General features: G+C 71.3%; 28 protein-coding genes. 13 read left to right on the top strand and 15 right to left on the bottom strand.

Annotated features, from left to right (window positions below):
* Positions 1–2: 2 nt before the first annotated feature.
* A complete protein-coding gene (locus tag ACFY0U_RS36100; protein WP_388643057.1) occupies positions 3–881 on the bottom strand; it encodes a Gfo/Idh/MocA family protein in 879 nt (292 codons plus the stop codon).
* Between the two features lie 438 nt (positions 882–1,319).
* Here ACFY0U_RS36100 and ACFY0U_RS36095 point away from each other — a divergent pair, with 438 nt between their 5' ends.
* Both ACFY0U_RS36095 and ACFY0U_RS36090 read left to right on the top strand, forming a co-directional pair.
* Complete coding sequence (locus ACFY0U_RS36095; protein ID WP_388643056.1) at positions 1,320–2,177, top strand: aldo/keto reductase; 858 nt, start codon at positions 1,320–1,322, stop codon at positions 2,175–2,177.
* Between the two features lie 96 nt (positions 2,178–2,273).
* The gene (locus ACFY0U_RS36090) at positions 2,274–4,046 is read left to right on the top strand and encodes an ABC transporter ATP-binding protein (RefSeq protein WP_388643053.1); all 1,773 of its coding nucleotides are present in this window, start codon (positions 2,274–2,276) and stop codon (positions 4,044–4,046) included.
* A gap of 14 nt (positions 4,047–4,060) precedes the next feature.
* Here ACFY0U_RS36090 and ACFY0U_RS36085 read toward each other — a convergent pair whose 3' ends face one another.
* The gene (locus tag ACFY0U_RS36085) at positions 4,061–4,393 is read right to left on the bottom strand and encodes a hypothetical protein (RefSeq protein ID WP_388643051.1); all 333 of its coding nucleotides are present in this window, start codon (positions 4,391–4,393) and stop codon (positions 4,061–4,063) included.
* Between the two features lie 250 nt (positions 4,394–4,643).
* Here ACFY0U_RS36085 and ACFY0U_RS36080 point away from each other — a divergent pair, with 250 nt between their 5' ends.
* Positions 4,644–4,898, top strand: a complete 255-nt coding sequence (locus tag ACFY0U_RS36080; RefSeq protein ID WP_388643049.1) for a DUF5133 domain-containing protein — start codon at positions 4,644–4,646, stop codon at positions 4,896–4,898.
* Positions 4,899–4,925: 27 nt separating this feature from the next.
* Here ACFY0U_RS36080 and ACFY0U_RS36075 read toward each other — a convergent pair whose 3' ends face one another.
* Positions 4,926–5,906 (bottom strand): GlxA family transcriptional regulator, encoded by a 981-nt coding sequence (locus tag ACFY0U_RS36075; RefSeq protein WP_388643046.1) that lies wholly within the window; start codon positions 5,904–5,906, stop codon positions 4,926–4,928.
* 170 nt (positions 5,907–6,076) lie between these two features.
* On the opposite strand from ACFY0U_RS36075, the gene ACFY0U_RS36070 reads away from it, so the two are divergent.
* Entirely contained in the window at positions 6,077–6,532 is a 456-nt protein-coding gene (locus ACFY0U_RS36070) for a DUF2269 family protein (RefSeq protein ID WP_388643044.1), read from the top strand.
* 102 nt (positions 6,533–6,634) lie between these two features.
* A complete protein-coding gene (locus ACFY0U_RS36065) occupies positions 6,635–6,850 on the top strand; it encodes a hypothetical protein (RefSeq protein WP_388643042.1) in 216 nt (71 codons plus the stop codon).
* Between the two features lie 3 nt (positions 6,851–6,853).
* On the opposite strand, the gene tgmB is transcribed toward ACFY0U_RS36065, so the two are convergent.
* From tgmB to ACFY0U_RS36050, 3 genes are all read right to left on the bottom strand, one after another.
* Positions 6,854–7,828: an ATP-grasp ribosomal peptide maturase gene (tgmB, locus tag ACFY0U_RS36060; protein ID WP_388643040.1), complete on the bottom strand. Its 975-nt coding sequence runs from the start codon at positions 7,826–7,828 to the stop codon at positions 6,854–6,856.
* A gap of 16 nt (positions 7,829–7,844) precedes the next feature.
* Complete coding sequence (gene tgmA, locus ACFY0U_RS36055; protein ID WP_388643038.1) at positions 7,845–8,036, bottom strand: putative ATP-grasp-modified RiPP; 192 nt, start codon at positions 8,034–8,036, stop codon at positions 7,845–7,847.
* Between the two features lie 178 nt (positions 8,037–8,214).
* Positions 8,215–8,490, bottom strand: coding sequence for a YkvA family protein (locus tag ACFY0U_RS36050; protein ID WP_388643035.1), 276 nt, complete (start codon positions 8,488–8,490; stop codon positions 8,215–8,217).
* 264 nt (positions 8,491–8,754) lie between these two features.
* Here ACFY0U_RS36050 and ACFY0U_RS36045 point away from each other — a divergent pair, with 264 nt between their 5' ends.
* A complete protein-coding gene (locus tag ACFY0U_RS36045; RefSeq protein WP_388643033.1) occupies positions 8,755–9,771 on the top strand; it encodes a hypothetical protein in 1,017 nt (338 codons plus the stop codon).
* A gap of 65 nt (positions 9,772–9,836) precedes the next feature.
* On the opposite strand, the gene ACFY0U_RS36040 is transcribed toward ACFY0U_RS36045, so the two are convergent.
* The 5 genes from ACFY0U_RS36040 to ACFY0U_RS36020 form a co-directional block, all read right to left on the bottom strand.
* The gene (locus tag ACFY0U_RS36040) at positions 9,837–10,898 is read right to left on the bottom strand and encodes a hypothetical protein (RefSeq protein WP_388643030.1); all 1,062 of its coding nucleotides are present in this window, start codon (positions 10,896–10,898) and stop codon (positions 9,837–9,839) included.
* Positions 10,899–11,153: 255 nt separating this feature from the next.
* Positions 11,154–11,549, bottom strand: a complete 396-nt coding sequence (locus ACFY0U_RS36035) for a universal stress protein (protein WP_388643027.1) — start codon at positions 11,547–11,549, stop codon at positions 11,154–11,156.
* 14 nt (positions 11,550–11,563) lie between these two features.
* Positions 11,564–13,063 carry a tripartite tricarboxylate transporter permease gene (locus tag ACFY0U_RS36030; protein ID WP_388643024.1) on the bottom strand — a complete coding sequence of 500 codons (1,500 nt, stop codon included), beginning with the start codon at positions 13,061–13,063 and terminating at the stop codon, positions 11,564–11,566.
* A complete protein-coding gene (locus ACFY0U_RS36025) occupies positions 13,064–13,600 on the bottom strand; it encodes a tripartite tricarboxylate transporter TctB family protein (protein ID WP_388643021.1) in 537 nt (178 codons plus the stop codon). It lies immediately after the preceding gene.
* Positions 13,597–14,601 carry a Bug family tripartite tricarboxylate transporter substrate binding protein gene (locus ACFY0U_RS36020; RefSeq protein ID WP_388643019.1) on the bottom strand — a complete coding sequence of 335 codons (1,005 nt, stop codon included), beginning with the start codon at positions 14,599–14,601 and terminating at the stop codon, positions 13,597–13,599. Before ACFY0U_RS36020 ends, ACFY0U_RS36025 begins: the two co-directional genes overlap by 4 nt.
* A 97-nt stretch (positions 14,602–14,698) precedes the next feature.
* Here ACFY0U_RS36020 and ACFY0U_RS36015 point away from each other — a divergent pair, with 97 nt between their 5' ends.
* Positions 14,699–16,348: an ATP-binding protein gene (locus ACFY0U_RS36015; protein WP_388643017.1), complete on the top strand. Its 1,650-nt coding sequence runs from the start codon at positions 14,699–14,701 to the stop codon at positions 16,346–16,348.
* Positions 16,345–17,022 (top strand): response regulator, encoded by a 678-nt coding sequence (locus ACFY0U_RS36010; protein WP_388643015.1) that lies wholly within the window; start codon positions 16,345–16,347, stop codon positions 17,020–17,022. The genes ACFY0U_RS36015 and ACFY0U_RS36010 overlap by 4 nt, the downstream gene beginning before the upstream one ends.
* 54 nt (positions 17,023–17,076) lie before the next feature.
* Here the strand turns inward: ACFY0U_RS36010 and ACFY0U_RS36005 are convergent, their stop codons facing one another.
* Positions 17,077–17,670 (bottom strand): TetR family transcriptional regulator, encoded by a 594-nt coding sequence (locus tag ACFY0U_RS36005; RefSeq protein WP_388643013.1) that lies wholly within the window; start codon positions 17,668–17,670, stop codon positions 17,077–17,079.
* Between the two features lie 108 nt (positions 17,671–17,778).
* Between ACFY0U_RS36005 and ACFY0U_RS36000 the strand changes: the two genes are divergently transcribed.
* The 4 genes from ACFY0U_RS36000 (at position 17,779) to ACFY0U_RS35985 (ending at position 20,684) form a co-directional block, all read left to right on the top strand.
* A complete protein-coding gene (locus tag ACFY0U_RS36000) occupies positions 17,779–18,498 on the top strand; it encodes an NADPH-dependent F420 reductase (RefSeq protein ID WP_388643010.1) in 720 nt (239 codons plus the stop codon).
* Positions 18,495–19,238 (top strand): dienelactone hydrolase family protein, encoded by a 744-nt coding sequence (locus ACFY0U_RS35995; protein WP_388643008.1) that lies wholly within the window; start codon positions 18,495–18,497, stop codon positions 19,236–19,238. Before ACFY0U_RS36000 ends, ACFY0U_RS35995 begins: the two co-directional genes overlap by 4 nt.
* A gap of 82 nt (positions 19,239–19,320) precedes the next feature.
* Entirely contained in the window at positions 19,321–19,683 is a 363-nt protein-coding gene (locus ACFY0U_RS35990) for a PadR family transcriptional regulator (protein WP_388643215.1), read from the top strand.
* On the top strand, positions 19,680–20,684 hold the full coding sequence (locus ACFY0U_RS35985) for a hypothetical protein (protein WP_388643005.1): 1,005 nt from the start codon (positions 19,680–19,682) through the stop codon (positions 20,682–20,684). The genes ACFY0U_RS35990 and ACFY0U_RS35985 overlap by 4 nt, the downstream gene beginning before the upstream one ends.
* Here the strand turns inward: ACFY0U_RS35985 and ACFY0U_RS35980 are convergent.
* Positions 20,668–21,162, bottom strand: a complete 495-nt coding sequence (locus ACFY0U_RS35980; protein ID WP_388643003.1) for a lamin tail domain-containing protein — start codon at positions 21,160–21,162, stop codon at positions 20,668–20,670. The genes ACFY0U_RS35985 and ACFY0U_RS35980 overlap by 17 nt on opposite strands.
* A 94-nt stretch (positions 21,163–21,256) precedes the next feature.
* Entirely contained in the window at positions 21,257–22,222 is a 966-nt protein-coding gene (locus tag ACFY0U_RS35975) for a DUF1152 domain-containing protein (protein WP_388643001.1), read from the bottom strand.
* 71 nt (positions 22,223–22,293) lie between these two features.
* On the opposite strand from ACFY0U_RS35975, the gene ACFY0U_RS35970 reads away from it, so the two are divergent.
* Positions 22,294–22,929, top strand: coding sequence for a GNAT family N-acetyltransferase (locus ACFY0U_RS35970; RefSeq protein WP_388643000.1), 636 nt, complete (start codon positions 22,294–22,296; stop codon positions 22,927–22,929).
* Between the two features lie 101 nt (positions 22,930–23,030).
* On the opposite strand, the gene ACFY0U_RS35965 is transcribed toward ACFY0U_RS35970, so the two are convergent.
* Positions 23,031–24,395 carry an FAD-dependent oxidoreductase gene (locus ACFY0U_RS35965; RefSeq protein ID WP_388642997.1) on the bottom strand — a complete coding sequence of 455 codons (1,365 nt, stop codon included), beginning with the start codon at positions 24,393–24,395 and terminating at the stop codon, positions 23,031–23,033.
* Between the last annotated feature and the right edge of the window lie 121 nt (positions 24,396–24,516).

The following is a 24,516-nucleotide window of genomic DNA, read 5'->3' as shown; positions in this document are numbered from 1 at the left end:
CGTCAGCCGCCCAGCATCGCCTCCGCCGTCGCCAGGATCTCCGTGACCCGCAGCCCGAACGCGGCGTCGCACGGATGCGGACGGCCGCTGCGGGCCGCGGCGAGCAGCGCGTCCGCGGCACGTTCGAGCGCGGGCACGGCACCGTCCGGACTGCGCGGAAGGACCGCCACCCCTGCCTCGCCGCGCAGTTCGACGGCCGCACCCGCCGCCGCGGGCGGAGCCGTCAGGCTCAGCGTCAGGGTGCTGGACGCGCCACCGGCGTGGTCGAGGACCAGGTGCACGGTGTCCCCGGGACCGTGCGCGGCGGCGGCCACCCTCCGCACGTCGCCCAGGACCGGCAGCAGCACCGACAGCGCGTGCGGTCCCACGTCCCACAGCGCGCCCTTCTCCCGCCGCCACGGCGAGGCCCCGAACGGACTGTCCGTGGTGAACACCGCGCCGAGCCACTCGGCCCGCGCGGTGAACCAGCCCTCGACACCGGCCTGTTCGGTGATCCACTCCTCCGTCACGCTCTGGAAACGGGTCGTGAAGAAGACGACCGAGGCGACCCCCGCCTCCCGGGCCGCCGTCACCACGGCCCGGCCTTCGTCGACCGTCGGCGCGAGCGGCTTGTCCAGCAGCAGATGGCAGCCGGCCCGCGCCGCCCGCACGGCCAGGTCGGCCTGGACGGCGGGCGGCAGTGCCACCGCGACGGCGTCCACATCGGCGAAGAGGGCGTCGACGTCGTCGTAGGCCCGCGTACCGAACCGGCTCGCCAACTCCTTGGCGGCCTCCGGACGACGGCCCCACACCCCGACGAAGTCCAGCTCGCCGTGCCGGCTCAGAGCGGGCGCGTGCGCCCCCTCGGCCCATGGGCCCGTGCCGAGCAGTCCGATGCGCATGCCGCCGCCTTTCCACACCCCGAAGGTCCAGCCCGAGAGTGCCACACGGGCCTGAGGGCCGCGCAAGCGGAATGCGGGGAAAGATCGAAGACATGTCCAGGCCTGCCGCCGGAGCGTCCGGATACGTCGGAGACAGCCCGGTTCCGAGCGGTGCCGTGGTCGCGATCCGACGGGAGCGCGGACTCGGAATGGGGCGGCCGTGAGCGACCCCCTGGACCAGGCCGTGCGGCGACTCGCCCCGGCATCGACGGGCCCGCACCGGGCGCCGCGGAAGTTCAAGGCCCCCGGTGATTCAGTCCTCGCGCTGCTGAATACGTTCTCGTTCTTCTATTGGACCTGCGGGCCGGGGCGGGTTCAGGCTGGTGTGCGACCGGTGCGGTGCAACCGCATGCCGGCGCCCATCGTCCCGCGCGACAGCCCGGAAGAGGTCACGAGCCCATGCACACGCGACGCATCGGTGAGGTCGAGGTCAGTGCGATCGGTCTGGGCGGGATGCCCATGTCGATCGAGGGTCGGCCGGACGAGACCCGTTCGCTCGCCACGCTGCACGCCGCCCTCGACGCGGGCGTGACGCTCATCGACACGGCGGACGCCTACCACCGCGACGCCGACGAGGTCGGTCACAACGAGTCCCTGATCGCCAAGGCCCTCGCCTCCCACGACCGGGGCGCCGATGTCCTGGTGGCCACCAAGGGAGGTCATCTGCGTCCCGGTGACGGGAGTTGGACCCTGGACGGCAGCCCCACGTACCTCAAGGAGGCCTGCGAGGCGTCCCTGCGCCGGCTCGGCGTGGAGGCCATCGGGCTGTACCAGTTCCACCGCCCCGACCCGCGCGTGCCGTACGCGGACTCGGTCGGCGCCGTCCGGGACCTGCTGGACGAGGGCAAGATCCGCCTGGCGGGCATCTCCAACGCGAACCCGGAGCAGATCCGGCAGGCCCAGGACATCCTCGGCGGACGCCTCGTCTCCGTGCAGAACCAGTTCTCCCCGGCCTTCCGCTCCAGCGAGCCCGAGCTGCGCCTGTGCGACGAGCTCGGCATCGCGTTCCTGCCCTGGAGCCCCCTCGGCGGTATCTCCCGGGCCGGTGAACTGGGCTCGGCCTACGCGCCGTTCGCCCGGATCGCCGAGGAGCACGGGGTGAGCCCGCAGCGGGTGTGCCTGGCCTGGATGCTGGCCAAGTCGCCGGTGGTCGTGCCGATCCCGGGCGCGAGCCGCCCGGAGACGATCCTCGACTCGGTCGCCGCGGCCGACCTGGTTCTCACGGAGGACGAGATCGCCGTGCTGGACGCGGTGTAATCCGGCACCCTCTGGGGCTTCCAGAAGGTCTTGCTGACAGCGAGAAGCGCTTTCTGGAAGCCCCGTGATCCGCACCCTCGGAAGGAACCGTCACCAATGGCCTCGCCGTTGGAGAGACCGCTCGACCACCGCTACCGGGGCGAGCATCCCGTCCGCACCCTTGCCTACCTGTTCCGTGCCGACCGCAAGCGCCTGGCCGTGGCGGTCGGCGTCTTCACGGTCAAGCACAGTCCCATCTGGCTGCTGCCCCTGATCACCGCGACCATCATCGACACCGTCGTCCAGCACCGGCCGATCACCGAACTCTGGCTCAGCGCCGGGATCATCATGCTGATCCTGTTGGTCAACTACCCCCTGCACATCCTCTACGTCCGTCTCCTGTACGGCAGCGTGCGCCGCATGGGCACCTCCCTGCGCTCCGCGCTCTGCATCCGTATGCAGCAGCTGTCCATCGGCTACCACTCCCGCGTCAGCGCCGGTGTGCTCCAGGCCAAGGTGGTGCGGGACGTGGAGACCGTCGAGCAGATGGTCCAGCAGACCGCCGAGACCGGACTCGGCGCGGGCACCGTGCTCATCGGCGGCCTCGTCATCATCGGCATCCGCACACCGGAGTTCCTGCCGGTCTTCCTCGTCGTGGTGCCCGCCGCCGCCCTCGTCGTGGCCCGCCTCCGGGCCCGGCTGCGCACCCACAACGAGCACTTCCGGCACGAGGTCGAGACCCTGTCGTCCCGGGTGACCGAGATGACCCGTCTCATCCCGGTCACCCGCGCCCACGGCCTGGAGGGCAAGGCGCTGCGCCGCATGGACGGCACCCTGCACCGGCTGCTCACCTCCGGCATGCGCCTCGACCTGGTCAACGGCCGCTTCGGCTCGCTGGCCTGGGTGGTGCTCAACGTCGTCGGGGTGCTGGTCCTCACCGGTGCGGCGCTGGTGTCGTACTACGACGTCTGGGGCGTCACCGCGGGCGACGTCGTGATGCTCAGCGCCTTCCTGACCACGCTCACCAACTCCACGACAACGTTGGCAGGTCTCGCCCCCGTCATCACCAAGGGCCTGGAGTCCGTCCGCTCGGTGGGCGAGGTCCTCCAGGCGCCCGAACTGGAGGACAACGAGGGCAAGTCGCAGGTGTCCGAGGTGCGCGGGGCCGTGGCCTTCGAACAGGTCGGCCACGTCTACGGGGAGGGCGAGCGGCCCGCCGTGCACGACTTCACCCTTTCCGTGCGGCCTGGGGAGACCATCGCCCTCGTCGGCGCGTCCGGGGCGGGCAAGTCCACCGTGCTCAACCTCGTCATCGGCTTCATCCGCCCGACCTCGGGCCGGCTGCTGCTCGACGGCACCGACATGAACACCCTCGACCTGCGCACCTACCGGCGGTTCGTCTCTGTCGTGCCGCAGGAGTCGATCCTCTTCGACGGCACGATCCGCGAGAACGTCGCCTACGGCATGGAGGACGAGACCGACGAGGAGACGGTGCGCGAGGCGCTGCGGGACGCCAACGCGCTGGAGTTCGTGGAGCGGCTGCCGCAGGGGGTGGACACCCTCGTCGGTGAGCGCGGCGCCCGGCTGTCCGGTGGGCAGCGCCAGCGGCTCGCCATCGCCCGCGCCCTGATCAGGAACCCCAGGGTGCTGGTGCTCGACGAGGCGACCTCCGCCCTCGACACCCGCTCCGAGGCCCTGGTGCAGCAGGCGCTCGCCAGGCTGTTGCGCGGACGGACCACGTTCGTGGTCGCGCACCGGCTGTCCACCGTGCGGGGCGCCGACCGGATCGTGGTGATGGGCGAAGGCCGCGTCCAGGAGATCGGCACACACGACGAACTCCTGCGCCGGGGAGGGGCGTACACGGCGCTGCACAGCGGGCAGGTCGCCTGACGGCACCGCACCCGTCAGGCGGCGCTGCTCCGCGGGACGCGGTGCGGGCAGGTCGCGTCGTGCTCGGTGCCGCAACTCGTCCACCAGCGTTCGCAGCACGCGGCGTCGAGCTCGATGCGCACGACGTCCTCGTCGGCGTCGGAGCCGACGCTCCGCAGTCGCCGTTCGGTCGTGGGCTCACGCGGCTCCGCCTCGCGGACGACGGCGGCGAGGGGGACGAGGCTCGCGGCGGCGAAGAGCCCCGCGGCCCACCAGGGGCCGTGCCGGAACTCGTGGACCGTGGTCAGGGCGAGTCCGGAGCTCGTGCTGACGTAGAGCGCGCAGAGCAGGCGCTGGGGGCAGTTCATGGGCGTACACCGTTCGTGCGTCCGTGCTGGAGGGCTGCCCCCTGCTCAACTGCCCGCGGCCCCGGGGAGAAGCGGGTCGACGCCGTACCCGCCGTAACGTCACTCCTGTGGGTTTCGCACCGGTGGGATTCGAGCGTCAGTCGGGTACCCGGCGACAGGATTCCGTCAATCGCGAGCCGGAGCGCGGGAGATGAGATTGGCCTCCCTCTGCCCGGGCATACGCAGCGGAAAATCGAGAGAGGGGCTCTCCGTGCTCGTTCCGGATCCGAAGGTCGTCAGAGAGCTGCTGACGCGGTACGCATCGCTGCGGATCGCCGACGCGGAGCGGGGCAACCCGGCGACGACGAGGGAGTTGGAGGACGTCAGCTACACACTGTGCGTGATGATGGGCACCACCGGCATCCGTGACGCGGTCGCGAAGGCGGACGCCCTGCTCCTGGGCGTGGGCCGGACGGCGTCCGCGGGGCGGGAACCGGCGGGACGCGGCGGCCTGTTGGCCGTGTGAGACCACGTCGGCACCAGGTCCGCGGGCTCAGCCGCGCGCTGCCGGGGAACCCGGCTTCCCGTGGAAGGCCGAGCGATAGGCCTGCGGACTGGTGCCGACCACCCGGCGGAACCGCTCGCGGAACGCGGTCGGTGAACCGAACCCCGCCTGCTGCGCGATGCGTTCGATCGGGTGGTCGCTGTTCTCCAGCAGGTACTGGGCGCGCCGCACCCGCGCCCGCAGCAGCCACTGCAGCGGTGTGGTGCCCGTCTGCTCGCGGAACCGGCGGCTGAAGGTCCGCTCGCTCATCCCCGACCGGGACGCCAGCGCGCCCAGGGTGATCTCCCGGGCCAGATTGTCCTCGATCCACTCCAGGAGCGGTTCGAGCGTCGAGCCGCGCGGCACGGGCGGATGGTCGTGGACGATGAACTGGGCCTGTCCGCCCTCCCGTTCCAGAGGCATGACGGACATCCGGGCGGAGTGCGCGGCGACCGCCGAGCCGAAGTCGCGGCGGATCATGTGCAGACACATGTCGAGGCCCGCGGCGGCACCGGCCGAGGTGAGGATCTGCCCGTTGTCGACATAGAGGACGTCCGGCTCGACCTGTACGTCCGGAAAGCGGCGCGCCAGCTCCTCCGCGGCCACCCAGTGTGTGGTGGCGCGCAGCCCGTCCAGCAACCCGGCCTCGGCCAGCACGAAGGCACCCACGCACACCGAGGCGATCCGGGTGCCCGCCGCGGCCGCCTGGCGCAGCGCCTCCAGAACGGGTTCGGGAGTCGGTCCGGCCGCCGGGGAGCAGCCCGGCACGACGACGGTGTCCGCGTCCGCCAGCGCCTCCAGGCCGCGCTCGACACGCAGCGAGAAGCCGCCGTCGGCCCGCACCTCCGGCGACGCGGCGCACAGCCGGATCCGGTAGGGGGAGCGGCCGTCGGGCAGCCGCGTCCAGTCGAAGACCTGCATGGGCGCCGCCATGTCGAACGGCACCACCTGGTCGAGGGCCAGGACGGCCACGGTGTGCATGAACGCCACGATAGGCGGATTCCCGCCAGCGTCACCACACCGATCCAGAGGAAGGACAGCAGGTGGGAGCGGTTGGCGGGAATCCGTCGGAAGCTGTCGTTTCAGCCTCTGTGCGACCCGGTACGCAGATCCCTAGCGTGGGCGGCCGAACACCCCCGAACCTCCCTGGACGCCACCCCATGACGAAGTTCCTGCTGTCCCTCCACGTGCTGGCCGCCATCGTCGCCATCGGCCCCGTGACCGTCGCGGCCAGCATGTTCCCGCCCGCCGTGCGCCGCGCGGACCCCTCCGGGACGGCGGCGGACACCGTCGCCCTGCTGCACCGCATCTGCCGCGTCTACGCCCGCTTCGGCGTGGCCGTGCCCGTGTTCGGGCTCGCCACCGCCGCCGCGATGGGCGTCCTGGGCGACGCCTGGCTGATCACCTCCATCACCCTGACCGCCGTGGCCGCCGGCATCCTGGTCGCCTTCGTGCTGCCCCGTCAGGAGGAGCTCATCGAGGAGCTGGGCGCCCGGCAGACCGTCGAGCGCGCCCACACCGTCCAACTCGCCATGTTCACCGGGATCTTCAACCTGCTGTGGGCCACGGTCACCGTTCTGATGATCGTCCGCCCCGGTTCCACGACGGGGGCCTGAGTCAAGCCGAACGGTGGAATTCACCCCGCAGGGTGCAGGGGCGCCTAGACTCGGCAGCTGCGCCCATACATATGGGCCATGACACGAAAGGCACGTTGACGGGTGTTCCAGGATTCCCCCATCTATGACCGACTCATCGCGGAGCGCGGCGACGTACCCACTCAGGTTCGCAGGGAGGCCGAGCGAGTCAGCAGGGAACTGGAGTTCGTCATGCAGCCTCTCCAGTCGACCAGCCGCTCCCACTACGGAGAACTGCCCTCAGCGCCGCCCACCCCGCAGTGGCAGCGGGCGGCCCTGCCCGGCCCCGGGCAGCTGTGAGGCTCAGGGAACCACGGTGTCCCTGCCGTTGACGCGCCGCGCACCGTTCGGCACGGGCCGGGCCAGCCACTCGGCGATCGAGTGGGCGATCGGCTGCCCCGTCTCCACCTCGACGAAGCCGAACTGCCCCGACTGATTGCACTCCAGGAACCACCACGTCCCGTCGGCGTCCTCGGCGAAGTCGAAGGCGCCATAAGCCAGTTCGGCGTCGCGAACGTAGGCGCGCACCCCCTCGGCGACCCGTGGCGGCACGTCGGTGGGGCGCCACGGCGAGGCGGGGGTGGCGAAACGCACGTCCACCTCGTCGTCCTCCGCGGCCGCCTTGCGCGCGGCCAGCATCCGCTCGCCCACCACCGTGAGCCGTATGTCCGCCCGCTTGGCGACCCGCCGCTGGAGCAGCGTGGGACCGAACGCGACGGCGGCGAAGTCCGTGTCCGGCGCGACCCGGCTGGTCGGCACCGCCCTCGGCGGGTCCTGCGGATGCGCCCCGGAGACCGGTTTGACCACCAGGTCCGGATAGCGCGCGGAGAACTCGCGGGCGGCCTGCGGAAAGGTCGTGATCAGCGTGGCCGGCACGGGCAGCCCGCTGCGCTGGGCGTGCCGCAGCTGCCAGGGCTTGTGGCGGGCGCGGCGGGAGGCGTCCGGGTGGTTCATCCAGCGCGCCCCCGAGCTGCGCAGCATCCCGTACAGCGCCTGTGACGACTCCTCGGTCAGCCAGCCGGACGGCACGGCCGCCCGGGTGGCCGCGGTGCCCGGCCGGCGCACCCAGACGGACCGCAGCCCGTTGATGCTCACCAGCCGACCCCCCGCCGACAGATGGCCGCGGAAGGCGCCGTGCACGTACTCGCCGGACAGCGCGACCCCCTCGGTCAGGTCGGCGGGGTCGAGCCGGACCACCGGAACCCCTGTCGTGTTGAGGTGGACGACCACCATGTCGGCGGTGACGTCCTCCTCACAGGTCAGGATCAACACGGTCATCAGTGCCTGCCCGTGTTCAGTCGTCGAAGTGCGTCTTCGACCCCGCGGTGGAGGTCGTGGTCCCGAACTCTCTCAGCAACGCGTGGTCGTGGGCGGCGATCCGCCCGTCCGAGAGCACGTTCAACTGCAGTCCGGTGTCGTAGGCATACGGAGCGGTGACCTCCGACTGCGCTGCCGGACGTGCGTAGTTGAGCGCGAACGGTTGCATCGTCTCTCCCTCGTGGGTCCTGCGCCGATCCAGCGATGGTCACCTTGCGCCGTCGCCCGGGCCGCCGACTCCCGTCGGCTTCCTGAGACTTATACGAATCGAACGGGTGATTGGTTTCCTTACGCTGCGTAGTCATAGGCGGCTCGTGGTCCGGACAATGGGGGAGACGTGGGTGAACTCAGGCAGGTTCACTGCCCGAGTGCCTGCGCATGGTGCGCAACGCGAGCAGCAGGACGCCGATGTCGTCGAGATACACGGGGTCGGGCACCAGGTCGGCCGGCAGGAAGAAGTACGCGAGCGCACCCCAGAAGACCCAGCGCGGACCGGTCGGCAGGCCGGCGCTCCGCAGGCCGCGCCGGGTTCGGAGCAGTCGTAGGAACACCGTGACGGCAACGGCCAGGACGGCCGCCGCGAGGAGTGCGGCGACGACGATCCATCGGGTGGTGGTGTCCAACGGCCCTCCCAGTTCCGGGCGTCCGCGAGATGCGTACGAATAATCGGATTCCCGCTCGGGGCGCCGGTATTGCCCGACAGGGCCAAACCGGTGCACTCGAACACCAGTGGGAGTGAAGGGGCGGGGTGTCGAGGCGGGGGTCATACCCGTGGCTCACCCGAGTGGCGCCGCCGGTGCGGACGCCCGGTAATGGTCATCGTAAGGTCGCCTGCCGCGCGTCGGGGGCGCAGCGGCGGCCGCATCCCCTCGCTTGGAGAGCCGCGCATGACCAGTCCCTCGTCAACCCCGCAGTCGAACGAGCCCGCCATACCCGCGACGGAGAACGCCGGCCCTCTGAGCCCGGCGCCCGTCGTCGTCGGCGGGAGCGGTTCGGCCTACGGCGATCCGGTGGACGGCCTGGTGCGTGCCGCCGTGGCCGACCGGCCGCTGGAGGAGGTGGCCCAGCTCATCACGCTGCTCGAACAGTCGCCCCTGTACGCACGGGCCACGGTCGACGCGCTCCGCGCGGTCGGCGTGAAGCGGTCCGTGGACGACGTCACCCGGCTGGTCGTCCTGCTCACCCGGCCGCCGCGGGACGAGGCGAGCGCGGACGAAGCGATCCGAGCGGCCGCCGAGACCCGTCCGGTCGAGGACGTGACCCGGCTGATGGCCCTACTGCAACAGGCACCGCTCGAACCGCACTGCGGGCAGGAGGCGGTCAGGGCGGCCGCCACCGGCCGGCCCGTCGAGGAACTCGTGGAGCTGATCGGTCGACTGGCCGAGGAGCGCAAGGGAACCCCGTCGCCGCAGTCCACGGAACCGGCCGCGCCGGCGGAGGACGCCGGCCAGGACCGGAACCCGGCGGACCTCACCGGCCTCGTGCGGCACCGGCCCGCCGGACCTCCCGGCTGGCCCGGCAACCTCACCGCCCTGGCCCTCCTCCTGTGCGCCGCCGCCCACTTCCCGGTGCACCAGGACGGGGTGTCCCTGCGCCGCTACGGCCTCGTCCTCGGCCTGACCGGCCTGTGCCTGCTGCTCGGCCTGCTGGTCGCCGTGCGTCCGGCGGTGCCGGTACTGGCCGCCGCGGTCCTGGTGCCGGCGGCCCTGGCCGCGGCGCAGCTGTACGCGAGCCGGTTCGACTCGGGCCGGCTGTCCGGGGCCCTCGACCTCACGCTCGCACCGGCCTGGATCGCCGGCCTCACCGCCGTCTGCGCGGCACTCGCGGCGCTGACCGCCCTGGTCGTCCGGCTGGCCTCGCACACGCCGGGGCGCAGCGCGGCGGACCGCTTGCTGGTGGACTGAGCGTGCGGCGGGCGCCGCGGTCGACGGTGACCAGGTCGCCGTCATGACGGCTGCGCCCGCGGAGGCTAGCCGACGCCGTCCTCGTCCCGTGAGGGGCGGCGGGGCTTGAAGCGCTCCAGGGTCCGGGTCAGCTGCTGAAGCGGTGACCCCGGCTGTTCGGCGGGCGGGCCCGGTGTCTCGGTGCCCGCCTCGCGGTAGGCGGCCAGTGCCTCGTTGGCGCGCTCGGCGGCCTCCCGGTACAGGTCCCGGGACTTCGTCATCGCGTCGAGTGCCTCGGCGTACATGGCGACGAGCTCGCGCTGGCGGACCAGCTCCTCCTCGGCGGTCGTCAGCCGCCACTGCTCGCGCAGCACGGTGAGCGCGTCCTGGGCGCCCTCCGGCAGCGGCCTCGGGAGCCCGGCGAAGCGGGTCACGGCGTCGATGAGTGCCGTGGGCCGGGTGCCGTCCAGGAAGACACTGCGAACGGAGAAGTCGTCGGCGTCGGTGTCGTCGTCGAGCGGCAGCGGGGGCAGGAGGACGGCTCCGCCGCGCGGGACCTGGACGTCGAACTCCTTCAGCGCCCAGTTGACGGCCCGCAGCTGATGCGGCGCGGCCCGGTGCTCCACCACGCGGTGGCGCAGACTCGGCGGCAACTGCTCGGTCAGCGGACGGCGGCCACGCTCGTCGGGGGTCATGGCCTCGTGGACGACGAGGTGCACGGCCCAGGAGTCGCGCACACAGTCCCGCAGCAGGCGCCGCAGTTCCTTGTCGTCCTCGGGCAGCCGGTTGACCTCCCGGAAGCGCAGTCCGGCGACGGTGTCGTGGTCCCAGCCCGCGTCCGGGTCCAGCGGCCAGAACATGCCGATGGGGGAGGCCCACGCGGGGTTCCACGGCCGTTCCGCCTCCGCGACCAGGACCCATTCCTCGTCGGAGCCGAGGGTGAGCCGGGCCCGTACGGTCACTTCGCCGTCGACCCGCCAGCGGGCCTCGAAGACCCGTTCCTCCTTGAGCTCCAGGAAGTCGTCGACGACCGCGCCGTCCTTGAGCTGCTGGAGGTTGACGCGGAGCACGTCCGCTGCGGCGGATCCGACGTGGCGGCCGCGGGCGGGCCACACGGTGGGGGGAAGGGCGGCGGGGGAGGTCTGCATGAGTCCATCTGTGGGGCGGGAGTCCGTGCGCCTACCAGTATCGTCACCGCCGGCCCGCGGGGTTCGGGCGGGGTCGGTATCCCGCCACCGTCCCGGCGCGAAGCGCGCACTCGGGGTGTGCGCGATCCACTTCGGCCCGCCATGGTTCACCCGTGTCCGGGGCGCCGTCCGCCCACCACAATGTCTGGGACGAACAGGGTCCGCCCACCATCCGCATTGGGGCGGGCCCTGTTCACACCGACGCCCGCGAGACGGCTAGACCGCCGCCTTCACGGCGAGGACCGGACAGCCCGTCCCCAGCAGGATCTGCTGTGCGGCAGAGCCCGTGATCAGCTTGCCGACCGCGCTGCGCCGCCGCAGCCCGATCACGACCAGGGAGACGTCCGCCTGCTCCGCCAGCTCGATGATCTCCTCGGCGGCATCGCCTCCGCCGAGCACCTGGCGGAGGTCGAACTCGACGCCCAGCGCGGCGAGATCCTCCCGGACATGGGCCAGATCCGGCTCCTGCGCGAACCGGGGGTCCACATAGGCGTCCCCGCGCGAGGTGTTCACCACCAGCAGCTTCTCGCCCCGCAGCCGGGCCTCGTCGACCCCGGCCCGTAGCGCGGCCTCACCCTCCGGTGAGGGTACGTATCCGACCAGTACGGTCATCTCTGCTCTTCCTCTCAGGCACTTCGCTCACGCAGGGGACGTACGACGAACCGCCGGACCAGCGGCCAGCCGAGCACCAGGACGATCGTCGTGTAGACGGCGTACGAGACCGGCCCGCCCACCAGCCCCGACAGCTCGCCGCCGGACAGCTGAAGCGAGCGCCGCCCCTGGAGCTCGGCCCGCGGGCCGAGGATGACGCCGACGATGAGCGGCAGCACCGGCAGTCCGAACCGCCGCATCCCGAAGCCGAGGAGTCCGAGGAGCAACAGCAGGAACAGGTCCAGGGGTTGGGCGTTGACGGCGTAGGCGCCCATCGACGCGAAGAAGAGGATCCCGGCGTACAGATAGGGGCGCGGTGTCCGCAGCAGCTTCGCCCAGGCGGGCGCCAGCGGCAGATTGAGCAGGAGCAGCAGCAGATTGCCGACGAAGAGGCTGGCGATCAGCACCCACACCAGGCTCGCCTCGCGCTCGAACAGCAAGGGCCCGGGCTGGATGCCGTAGGACTGGAAGGCGGCGAGCATGACGGCGGCGGTGGCGTTCGTCGGCAGGCCGATCGCCAGCATCGGGACCAGGGTGCCGGCGGCGGAGGCGTTGTTCGCGGCCTCCGGACCGGCCACCCCCTCGATGGCGCCCTTGCCGAACTCCTCGGGGTGCCGGGTCAGCCGCTTCTCCGTCGCGTACGACAGGAAGGTCGGGATCTCCGCGCCGCCGGCCGGCAGCGCGCCGAACGGGAAGCCGAGCGCGGTGCCCCGCAGCCAGGGCTTCCAGGACCGCTTGAAGTCCTTCTTCCCCATCCAGGGGGTGCCGACCGGGATGATCTCGGCGGGCTTGCGCCGCAGATGCGCGGCCACCCACATCGCCTCGCCCACGGCGAAGATGCCGACCGCGACGACCACCACGTCGATGCCGTCCGCGAGCTGCGGTACGCCCAGGGTGAGCCGCTGCTGTCCGGAGACCGCGTCGATGCCGACCAGGCCGATCGTCAGACCCAGCAGCAGCGAGATCAGTCCCCGGATGCGGGAGGCGCCCAGCACGGAGGTGACCGCGATGAACGACAGCAGCATCAGGGCGAAGTAGTCCGGCGCGCCCAGACTGACCGCGAAGTCGACCACGAACGGGGTGACCAGGACCAGCAGCAGGGTGCCGATGGTGCCCGCCACGAAGGAACCGATCGCGGCGGTCGCGAGCGCCTGCGCGGCCCGGCCCGCCTTGGCCATCTTGTTGCCCTCGATGGCGGTCACCACCGAGGACGACTCCCCGGGGGTGTTCAGCAGGATCGAGGTGGTCGACCCGCCGTACATCCCGCCGTAGAAGATGCCGGCGAACATGATGAACGCCTGCACCGGCTCCATGCCGTAGGTCACCGGCAGCAGCAGGGCCACCGTCATCGCCGGGCCGATGCCCGGCAGCACGCCCACCGCGGTCCCGATGACGACACCTATGAGCGCCAGCAGCAGGTTCATGGGGGCCACGACGTCCGCGAAGCCCTGCATGAGGTTGTCGAGGTTGTCCATCTACAGGATCCCTTGCAGCACACCGGCCGGGAGGTTCACACCGAGCCCGATCGCGAAGGCGTAGAACGTGGTGAGGGACAGCGTCACCGCGATCAGCAGACTGCGTACGTAGTGCCGGTTGCCGAGGGCGAAGGCCGTCCCCCAGAACAGCAGCGCGCCGCTGATCACCCAGCCGAGCCGCTCGATCAGCACCGCGTTCACCACGAACGCGGCGATCAGCAGCAGCACCGTGCGCCAGTCGCTGCCCTGGGACAGGTCGACGTCCTCGCCGGCCTCCGGCTCACCGCGACCGCCGCGGGCCACGTCGACCGCGTACACCGCGGCCGCCACCAGGAGCAGCACGCCCAGGATCACCGGCACCGCGCGCGGCCCGACCGGGTCGGTGCTGCTGGTGATGTGCGGGATCCCCAGCCCGTCCACGATCACCGCGGTGCCCAGCAGGGCGAGGAACGCGCACACGCCGTACTGCGCGCGGTCTCCGCCCCGGGGCGGACGGGCGTCCTCCACGGTCCGTTCGTCCGTCGTCTGGGAGCTCATGCCAGCCCGAGCTCTGCCAGCAGATCGGCGACGGACCTGTCCTGGTCCTTCAGATAGGTGCCGAAGTCGTCACCGGTGACGAAGGCGTCGGTCCAGCCGCGCTTGGTCAGCTCGGCCTTCCACTCCTTCGACTCGTGCATCGTGGTCAGCGCGTCGATCCAGGACGCCTTCTGCGCGTCGGTGATCCCCGGAGGGGCGACGAAGCCGCGCCAGTTGGTGAAGACCAAGTCGATCCCGGAGCCCTTGAGGGTGGGCGCGTCCTTGACCGCCGGGATCGGCTCCTCGCTGGTGACCGCCAGGACCCGCACCTGCCCGGCCTCGATCTGGTCGAGGAACTCGCCGAACCCGCTGGCACCGAAGGCGATCTTGTTGCCGAGGATCGCGGGCAGCAGCTCGCCGCCGCCGTCGTACGAGACGTAGTTGACGTCCTTCGGCTCGATGCCGACCGCCTTCGCCAGCTGCATCGGCAGCAGATGGTCGGGACCGCCCGGTGACGAACCGCCGCCCACGGCGACCTTCTCGGGGTTCTTCTTCCAGGCCGTCACGAGGTCGTCGATCGTCTTGTACGGGGAGTCCTTGGACACGACGATCGCGCCGGCCTCCTCGATCAGCTTGGCGAGCGGGGTGGTGTCGGTGAGCGTCGCCTTCGACTTGGAGGTGTAGGCGGCACCGACGACACCCAGGCCCATCTGCATGGCCAGCTTGCCGTTGCCCTTCTCGTTCACCAGGCGCTGGAGCCCCACGGTGCCGCCCGCCCCGGGCAGGTTGTACACCTGGACCCCGGACGCCACCTCGGAGTCCTGCATCACCTGGGCGACGGTCCGGGCGGTCACGTCGTACCCGCTGCCCGGGGTGTTGGGCACCATCAGGCGCAGACCGGTGGTGGCCTTCGAACCGCCGTTCCCCGAATCCTCCTTCTCCGCGGTGGCACCGCAGGCGCTCACGGCGATCATCGACACAGTGGCAAGAGCGCCGAGAAGTGCGGCTCTGCGAGTTCTCATGGCTCATCTCTTTCGCTCGGGCTGGTCCGGCGCCATGATTGTGCGGATTCTCGGACAGCCCGTCTGCCTTGTGTGACCATTGAAGGTTGAGTTCATTGTGGTCGTGAGATCGCGCCGCCCCACGCTCGCCGGTGAGCTGCTGGTGCTCCAGCTCGCCATCGTGGTGATCGTGCTGGTCGCGGTGGCCGCCGTCTCGCTGGCCCAGTCCAAGGCGACGTTCGACCGGGTCGAGGGCCGCCGGGTGACCATCCTCGCCGAGGAGATGGCCGGCAACCCCCTGCTGCGCACCCAGCTCGTGCTGCCCGCGCCCGGTGAGGTGCTGGCACCGCTGCTCCAGACCACGCGGACCCGCTCGAACGTCACCTCGGTCACCGTCGCCGACGCGGACGGCGAGATCGTGGCCGCCACCAACCCCACCCTGATCGGCACCCGGCTCCCCGTCGAAGGGACGAACGTCGCGCGGGCCCGCGGCTGGTCGGGAGAGCTTCCGGTGGCCGGAAGCCGGGAACTGGTGGCGCAGGCGCCGGTGCTCGCCGAGCACGACGACCAGGTCGGCGAGCACATCGGCACGGTCATGATCGGACGGGCCTCACCGACGGTCTGGCAGCGCCTCAGCGGCGCCTCCTCCTATCTGCTCGCCTACCTCGGCATCGCGAGCGTGCTCGGCGTGGCCGGGTCCTGGCTGCTCGCCCGCCGCATCAAACGCCAGACCCTCGGGCTCGAACCCCGCGAGATCGCCGGTCTCGCCGAGCACCGAGAGGCCATGCTGTTCGGGCTCGCCGAGGGCGTGATCGCCCTCGACCCACGGCTGCGGCTCACCCTGGTCAACGAGGTCGGCCGCGCCCTGCTCGACCTGCCCGAGAGCTGCGTCGGGATGAGCCTGGCCGATCTGGGGATCGAGGGCAGGCTGTACGACGTCCTGGCCGGGACCGGCGGTGAGCGCGGCGCCGAGCAGCGCGACGAGGTGGTCGTGCGCCGAGGCCGGGTGCTGGTGATGAACCGCATGGACGTCACCAAGGACGGCCACCGCCTCGGCTCGGTGACGACCCTGCGCGACCGCACCGAACTGGCGCGGATGGAGCGGGAGTTGGGGTCCTTCCGCAGCAGCACCGAGCTGCTGCGCGCCCAGGCGCACGAGTTCTCCAACCAGTTGCACACCATCTCCGGGCTCATCCAGATCGGCGAGCACGACGAGGTCGTACGGTATGTCCGCGCCCTGCGCAAGCACCGCGAGTCGCTCGATCTGACCCTCACCAGCCGGGTCCGGGACCGGGCCGTCGCCGCGCTGCTGATGGCCAAGTCCGCGCTGGCGTCGGAGCGGCGGGTACAGCTGCGGATCTCCGAACGCACGGCCCTGGACCGGCTGGAGCCGATGGACTCCGCGGACGTGGCCACCGTGCTCGGCAATCTCGTCGACAACGCCCTGGACGCGGCGGCGGCCTCGGAACGTGCCGACGGCGCCTGGGTGGAGGTCGAACTCAGCCAGGACGCCTCCTGCGTGGAGATCGTGGTCCGGGACTCCGGCCCCGGGGTGGCTCCCGAGCTCGCCCAGGAGGTCTTCTCGCACGGCTTCACCACGAAGGCCGCGCAGGGCGGTACCCGGGGGATCGGCCTGGCCCTCACCCGGTTGGTCTGTACGCGCAGGGGCGGCGAGGTGTCGGTGACCAACACAGAGACGGGCGCGGTGTTCACGGCTCGGATGTCCGTGGGCCGGCCGGCCGAGAAGGAGACGGAGGAGGTCCGGTGATCGACGTACTCGTGGTCGAGGACGACTTCATGGTGGCGCGCGTCCACCGAGGATTCGTCGACAGCGTCGAGGGCTTCCGTGTCGTCGGCACGGCGAACTGCGGAGAGCAGGCCCTCACCGCCGTCGCCGAGCTGGAGCCCGACCTCGTGCTGCTCGACCTCTACCTGCCCGACATGTTCGGCCTGGACGTCGTCCCCCGGCTGCGGACCGCCGGTCACGACTGCGACGTGATGGTCATCAGCGCCGCCCGCGAGGCGGAGGCGGTGCGCCGTGCCGTACGCCAGGGCGTCGTGGACTACCTGCTGAAGCCGTTCGACGCCGAGGAACTCAAGGACCGGCTGGAACGCTACAGCGCCCGGCGCGGCGACCTGTGCGTCGGCACGGTGAGCGGACAGGCCGAGGTGGACCGGGCGCTGGGCCGCGTCGCCGCGCCGACGGTGGCGCCCACGCTGCCGAAGGGCATGAGCGTGGAGACCTCTGAGCTGGTCGAGCGCGCGCTGCGCGCGGTCGAGGGAAACCTCTCCGCCGCGGAGTGCGCGGAACGGGTCGGCATCTCCCGGGTCAGCGCCCGCCGCTACCTCGAACACCTCGCCGTCACGGGCCGCGCGGTGGTGTCGCTGCGCTATGGCCACGCGGGGCGTCCTGAGCGCCGGTATCACTGGAATGGTGCGTGAGTGAACAGGCGGGCGGGTGGCAGCGGTTGGTGACACCCGTCGTGGGTGCGCGGCTCAGCGCGGCGCCAGCGCGGCGAAGGCCTCGTCGAGGAGGGTGATCAGGTCGAGTCGGCCGTCGGAGGCCGTCCAGTGGTCGAGGGCGACCTGGAGGCAGTCGATCGCGGCGGCCGCCCGCACTGTCTGGCCCAGTGTCGGTTGCCCCTCGCCGCCGGACCGTTCGGCCAGCGCCTCGACCAGCGCGGGCCGCCAGCTGTGCTGCTTCTCCCGATGCCGGGCGCACAGGGCCGGGGTCTCCCGGACCAGCCGGGTCGTCGCCAGCGAACCCTCCGGGTCCTCGTGGTACCGCTCGATGACGGTGTCCATCGCACCCCGCAGCGCCGTCCACTCGTCCTCGTCCGCCGGCCGGGCGCGCAGCGCGTCGGCGACCCGGCGGTCATGGCCCTCGAAGGCGCCGAGGACGGCGTCCTCCTTGGTGCCGAAGTAGCGCAGGAAGGTACTGCGCGACACCCCGGCGGCCGCCGCCAGGTCGTCGAGAGTGACCTTGTCGAACCCCTCGCGACGGAACAACTCGAAGGCCACCTGGGCCAGTTCGGCCCGTACGGCGGCCCGGGCGATGTCTCTGGTGTTCGTACGCGCTGCTCCGGTCACCCCGTGATCGTACCGCCCTCCCGACTCTCACTTGCAGGAGTGACACTCAATGGCTAGCGTGACACTCAGTTCCACATTGGACATCAAGCACCATGGAGGCGTGACCCCGTGCCCCAGACCCTCGGACTCATAGGCTGCGGAATGATCGGCGGCGCCATCGCCCGGATCGCCGTGGCCGCCGGACTGGACGTCGTCCTGAGCAACTCGCGCGGCCCCGAGACCCTCACCGGCCTCGTCGCCGAACTCGGCGGACAGGCCCGCGCGGCGACGCCCGTCGAGGCCGCCCGTGCCGGCGACCTGGTGGTCGCCGCCCTGCCGCTGAAGGCCTACGCGCAGCTCCCGGCCGACGAGCTCGCGGACCGGATCGTCATCGACGCGATGAACCACGTCCCGCAGCGCGACGGAACCCTCTCCGAGCAGGCCTCCGACGATCTCGCCTCCAGCGTGCTGGTGCAGCGGCACCTGCCCGGCGCCCGGGTGGTGAAGGCCTTCTCCACCATCGACTTCCACCACCTGGTCACCCTCGCCCGTCCCGCCGGCGCCCCCGACCGCAGCGCCCTGCCCGTCGCCGGTGACGACGCCGGGGCCAAGGCCGAGGTGGTCGCGCTCCTCGACGCGCTCGGCTACGACGCGGTGGACATCGGCGGCCTCGCCGACAGCGGGCGCGTCAAGCCCGGCAGTCCGGCGTACGTCCAGCCGTACATGGGGGAGCGGCCCGAGGGGCTGAGCCAGGAGGAGGCGCGACGGTGGTTCCTCGCGAGCCCAGGGGTGCCGGTGCCGGCCGCCCGGGTGAAGGAACTGGTCGAGTCCGGGAGCGCCGCCGCATGAGCACGATGATCGACATCCCCACGCAGGACGGCACCGCCGACGCCTATCTCGCCCACCCGGACGACGGCGCCCCGCACCCCGCGGTCCTGCTGTACATGGACGCCTTCGGACTGCGCCCGCACCTGAAGGGCATGGCGGACCGGCTCGCCTCGGCGGGCTACACCGTCCTCGTCCCCAACGTCTTCTACCGCTCCGGCCGGGCACCCCTGGTGGAGCTGCCCGACTTCATCAACCCGGCGGAACGCCCGGAGATCATCGCGAGCCTCCGCCCGGCCGCCCTCAGTCTCACCCCCGAGGGCGCCATGCGGGACGCGGCCGTCTACCTCGACTGGCTCGCCGAGTCCCCGCTGACCACCGACGGCAAGGCGGGTGTCACCGGCTACTGCATGGGCGCGGGGCTCGCCCTGCGCACCGCCGGCACCCACCCCGACCGCATCGCGGCGGCGGCCGGCTTCCACGGCGCCTTCCTCGCCACCGACGCCCCCGACAGCCCCCACCTGCTCGCCGACCGCATCACCGCCGAGCTCTACTTCGGCCACGCGGACCAGGACTCCACCAACCCCGCCGAGCAGATAGCCCGCCTCGACAAGACCCTCACCCAGGCCGGAGTCCGCCACCGCACCGAGGTCTACCCCGGCGCCCACCACGGCTTCACCCAGGCCGACACGGCGATGTACAGCGCCGAGGCGACGGACCGCCATTGGACCGCGCTGCTGGAGCTCCTGGGCCGCACGCTCTGAGCCGGACGCCGGCCGCCAGGGCGTGTTGGGCTCGCAGAATATATCGGCAGCCGATATATTCTGTTCCATGGCATCGAGGAACATGACACAGGCGGCGTTCTTCGTCCTCACCGCCCTGGCGGACGAGCCGCGGCACGGTTACGGCATCCTGCGCGAGGTCGAGGAACTCTCCGACGGCGCGGTGCAGATGCGGGTCGGCACGCTGTACGGCGTGCTCGACCGGCTCACGGCGGACGCGCTGATCGTGCTGGACCGCGAGGAGGTCCACGACGGCCGGCTCCGGCGCTACTACCGCCTCACCGACGAGGGCATGCGGGCCCTGGACGCCGAGGCCGAGCGGATGGCCGCGGGCGCCAGCGCCGCCAAGCGGCGGATCGCCGAGGGCCGCAAGGCCACCGGCACCCCGCCGGTCACCGGACCGGGACTCGCGGGAGGCCTCGCATGACGACCCTGCTCGAAGCGCGCTACCGCACCGTGCTGCGCCTGCTCCCCGCCTACTACCGCAGGGACCGCGAGGAGGAGATGGTCGAGGTCTATCTGTGGGACGTCGACCGCGACACCCAGGACCAGAGCAGGCCCACGCTCGGGGAGGTGGCCAGCATCGCCGCGCTCGCCGTGCGCAGCAGGCTGGCCGGCGTCGGCGCGCCCCGGCGCTACGCCCTGCTCGGCTCGGCCGTCCGGCACTTCGCGCTGTACGCCGTACTGCTCCAGGCGGCCGCCGTCGTCTCCGACGAGATCCTGCGGGTGACCTGGTCGGCCACCCGCGGCGCGCGTGAATGGGACCTGTTCCTGACGGGCTTCACCGGTCGCGGCCCGCTGGATACCGTCGTCGCCGTCGCCGGCTGGGTGCTGCCGTTGCTGTGGACGGTCGGGTTCTTCGCCCTCGTCCACGAGCGTCGGCGGCTGGCCCGGGCCGCCGTTGTGCTGGCGGCGCTGCCCTCGCTGTGGCCGCTGATCGGGCCGCTGGTGAGCGACTGGTCGGCGTCCGACCCGTGGTTCGCCACCGCCAACGCGCTGTTCGCCTGGCTGCCGGCCCTCGCCATGTGCGCCGCCTACCACCGCGACGCCCCCCGGCCCGCGCTGCCGGGCGATGCCCCCGGCCTCGCCTTCCTGGCCTGCTGTGTCGTCACGGGCGCCTCCGTCGCCGTCCTGCCCGCCATGGCCGACATCGCCTGGGCGCCCGCGACCTGCTTCGTGCTCGCCGTCCTGGGCTGGCTGCTGCTGGGCACCCGCCGCGCGGAAACCGGCGCCGGAAGCAGTGCCCTGGCCCTGGCCGTACTGGGCCTGCTGATCCTCGTGGTGCGGGTCGCGGCACTGTTTCCGTGGCTCGGCTTCCCCCTGCCCACGGTGTTCCTCGTCGGCGCGGTCGCCCAGGCGGCCGCGCTCACCCTGCTGGTCGTGGTGCTGGGGATGGTTGCCAGGCGCGACCTCAGCTGTGGAACTTGATGTAGCCGTTCCGGTCCGGGTCGGAGCCGCTCTTGGTGTAGGAGTGCACGTCGGCCCGGCTTCCGGACGGCTTGTAGAGGTAGATCGTGTCCTTGTCGTTGTTCCAGATGAAGTTGCAGTTGTCGCGGTAGACGACGTTCTTGGCGTCGGAGTCGCCGCCGTTGCCGCCGCGGAGCTTCACATAGTCACCGGGCTGGAGATAGTGGTTCGCGGTGAACTCGAAGAAGTTGCCGACCGCGTCCTCGACGACGTAGCCCTTCAGGTTCACGGTCTTGGTCGACGAGTAGTTCTTGACGGTCAGATACTCCTCGTCGGTGTTCCCGGTGGAGCAGTTGTTGGAGTCGCTGCCGGGCGCGTCGTACTGGACGCCGCGGATCTTCAGCGCGGACGTGTACTCGGCGGCCTGGGCCGGTACGGCCGTGAGCGCGATCAGTGTGCCCGCGGCGGCGGCGGTCGTGGCGGCAAGGCGTATACGCATGACAAGGCCCCCCTTGTGAAGGTTCGGTGAAGAAGAACCTGGAGCGTATACAGCCTCCCTGTGTGATCAGGGCCGATTCCCCGAAACGTGACCTTCAGTGCGGATACGCGCGCGGCGGCCGCTGTCGTGGCAGTTCGTCACGGAACTCCGCGATGACGGAACTGATCTGGCGCATCAGCGCGGTGTTCTCCAGGCGGTCGAGGTAGAGGTTGCGGCGGGCGAGGGTCAGGGCGTCCACGCAGAAGTACAGGGCCATGAGCGGGTTGATGAACAGCTCGCTGTTTCGGGTCCGTGCGGTGAAGCGGACGTCTCCGAAGTCGCCGCGCACGGCCGCGGCTATGGAGCCGTTGACGATGCTCGGATAGTCCGGGGTGCACTCCTGGGCGTGGGTCACCGCGTCGAGGTAGAGGGCGCCTTCGCGGCTTTCGTGCGGCAGTGAGAACGCGCCCAGGTATCCGCCCTCGCGGTCCAGCGCGGCCAGGTTCTCCAGGACCAGGGAGTGGTTGACGCCGTGATAGGCGTCCACGCCGAACCCGAGGCACGCCACCAGCCGTTCGGGTATCCCGTCCAGCCCGGCCACCGCGGCCAGACTCGCCATGTCCTCCTCCGGGGTGCCCAGTCCGTGCTCGTCGCCCCGCAGAAGGATGTCGGTCCCGCCGTCCACCAGCACGATCGCGTCGACCGGGCCCAGGTGGTCGAGGAGTCGGCGATAGGCGGCCCGCAGCGGCTGTACACCGGAGCGCGGGAAGGCGTACACCGTCGCCGGCAGGCCCTGGCGTTCCAGCCACTGCGCGAGCGAGCGCTCGGGGAAGTAGTCGCCGCGGGCGGCGGTGTCGGGGCGCACGGCCGCGACGTCCTCGTCCAGCCACACGTCCAGATCGAGGCCGTACAGATCCGCGAACGAGAGGTTGGCCAGGTGCACTTCTTTTCCGGCCGACCTCAGCGCGAGGGCCAGCGGAAGGCCGGCGTAGATGTCGAAACCGCCACCGGCACCGGCGACGAGCACCCGTCGCGCGGTACGCAGACGGGTGAAGAGGGCAGGCTCATGGAGGGAGAACACCGCAGGACGCTAACAGGTGATCTTCCGGCCACGGGGTTGTGGGAGCGCTCCCAACTATGCAGGATGCTGCGATGACTTCGTCAGCCGTGATTCGCTCGTACCGCCCCGAGGACCGGGCCGCCCTCGAGGACATCTGCATCCGCACCGCGCACAACGGCCTCGACAGCCGCCCCGTGTACGAGGACCCCGCGATCCTTCCGGTGATCTTCGCGACTCCTTACGCGGAACTGGAGCCGGAGCTCGTGTTCGTGCTGGACGACGGGCGGGGGCAGCCGGTCGGCTACATCCTCGGCACCGCCGACACCCCCCGCTTCGCCGCCGACTTCCGCGAGAAGTGGCTCCCGCTGGTCGCCGACCGCTACCCGGAACCCAGCGGCCCGCCCACCACCCCCGACGAGGTGATGATCCCGCTGCTGCACCACCCCGAGCGCATGGTCGTCCCCGAACTCGCCGCCTATCCCGCCCACTTGCACATCGACCTGCTCCCCGAGCAGCAGGGCCGCGGTCACGGCCGTGAGCTGATGCGGACCTTCCTGCGGGCCCTGCGGGACCGCGGGGTGCCGGCCGCGCATCTGGTGATGGCGACGGCCAACGTCCCGGCCCGCGCCTTCTACGACCGCCTCGGCTTCCACGAGATCGACGTCCCGGACCTCGGCGGTCACGTCGCCTGCCTCGGACGTACGACGGGAGAACTCGATCGTCTCTAGCGGGCGTTGGAGTACGGGCATGGGGGCTTCGCACAACTGAAACGCGGGGCGGGGCCGGGGTACGCACCCCCGGCCCCGCCCCGTCGTACGGGTCAACTCGCTTACGCGCCGCTGGCCTTGAGCATGTCCTCACGCTCGACGAGCTTCACGCGCTCGCGGCCCTGCGGCTCGCCCAGCGCCTTCTCGGCGGCGTCCAGCTTGTACCAGCCCTCCCAGGTGGTGACGCGGAGCTCGCGCTCGGCGAGGAACGCCTCCACGGCCTCCGGCTCGGGGGAGACCGGTGTCTGCAGACGGCTGTTCGCGAAGTCGTCCAGCAGGTTCGCCACGGTCTCGTTGGCGTCGCCCTTGGTGTGGCCGATGAGGCCCACCGGACCGCGCCGGATCCAGCCGGTGACGTACACCGACTGAAGGTGCGCGCCGCTCTCCTGGATCACGCGGCCGCCCTCGTCCGGGACGGTGCCCGAGCCGATGTCCCAGGGCAGCTTGGGGAGCTTGTCGGAGAGGTAACCGACCGCGCGGTAGACCGCGTTGACGTCCCAGTCGGTGAACTGGCCGGTGCCCTTGACGTTGCCGGTGCCGTCCAGCTCGGTGCGCTCGGTGCGCAGACCGACGACCTTGCCGTCCTCGCCGAGTATCTCCGTCGGGGACTCGAAGAAGTGCAGGAAGAGCTTGTGCGGGCGGTCGCCGATGTCGCGGATGGCCCAGTTCTCCAGGGTCTTGGCGACCATGTCGACCTGCTTGTTGCCCCGCCGCTCGGCGATCGAGCCCTCGTCGTAGTCGATGTCCTCGGGGTTGACGATGACCTCGATGTTCGGCGAGTGGTCCAGCTCGCGCAGCTCCATCGGGCTGAACTTCGCCTGCGCCGGGCCACGGCGGCCGAAGACGTGGATCTCGACGGCCTTGTTCGCCTTGAGGCCCTCGTAGACGTTCGGCGGGATCTCGGTCGGCAGCAGCTCGTCCGCCGTCTTCGCGAGGATGCGGGAGATGTCGAGCGCCACGTTGCCCACGCCCAGGACGGCGACCTTCTCGGCCTCCAGCGGCCAGGTGCGCGGGACGTCCGGGTGGCCGTCGTACCAGGAGGCGAAGTCGGCGGCGCCGTAGGAGCCGTCGAGCTCTACACCGGGGATCTTCAGCTCGCGGTCCGCCATGGCGCCGGTCGAGAAGATCACACCGTCGTAGAACGCGCGCAGGTCGTCCAGGTGGATGTCGGTGCCGTAGTCCACATTGCCGAAGAGACGGACCTGCGGCTTGTCGAGGACCTGGTGCAGGGCCTTGATGATGCCCTTGATGCGGGGGTGGTCGGGCGCGACGCCGTACCGGATCAGCCCGAACGGGGCGGGCATCCGCTCGAAGATGTCGATGGACACACCGGGCTCGGCGGCCACGTCGGACTTGAGCAGAGCGTCGGCGGCGTAGATGCCGGCCGGGCCGGCGCCGACGATGGCTACCCGCAGGGGGCGGGGCATGATCAGGTTCCCTTCGAGTGGCGACAAGCGATCTCGTCGGGAAGCCTAAACTAAGGCAAGCCTAAGCTGGTACGCGGGTCCGATCTATGAGCTCATAAGGCTACTTTATGACCTCGACGGG

It is taken from the genome of Streptomyces sp. NPDC001536 (genome assembly GCF_042894505.1).
Taxonomy (GTDB): Bacteria; Actinomycetota; Actinomycetes; order Streptomycetales; family Streptomycetaceae; genus Streptomyces.
This window is presented reverse-complemented; position numbering and strand designations above follow the sequence as displayed.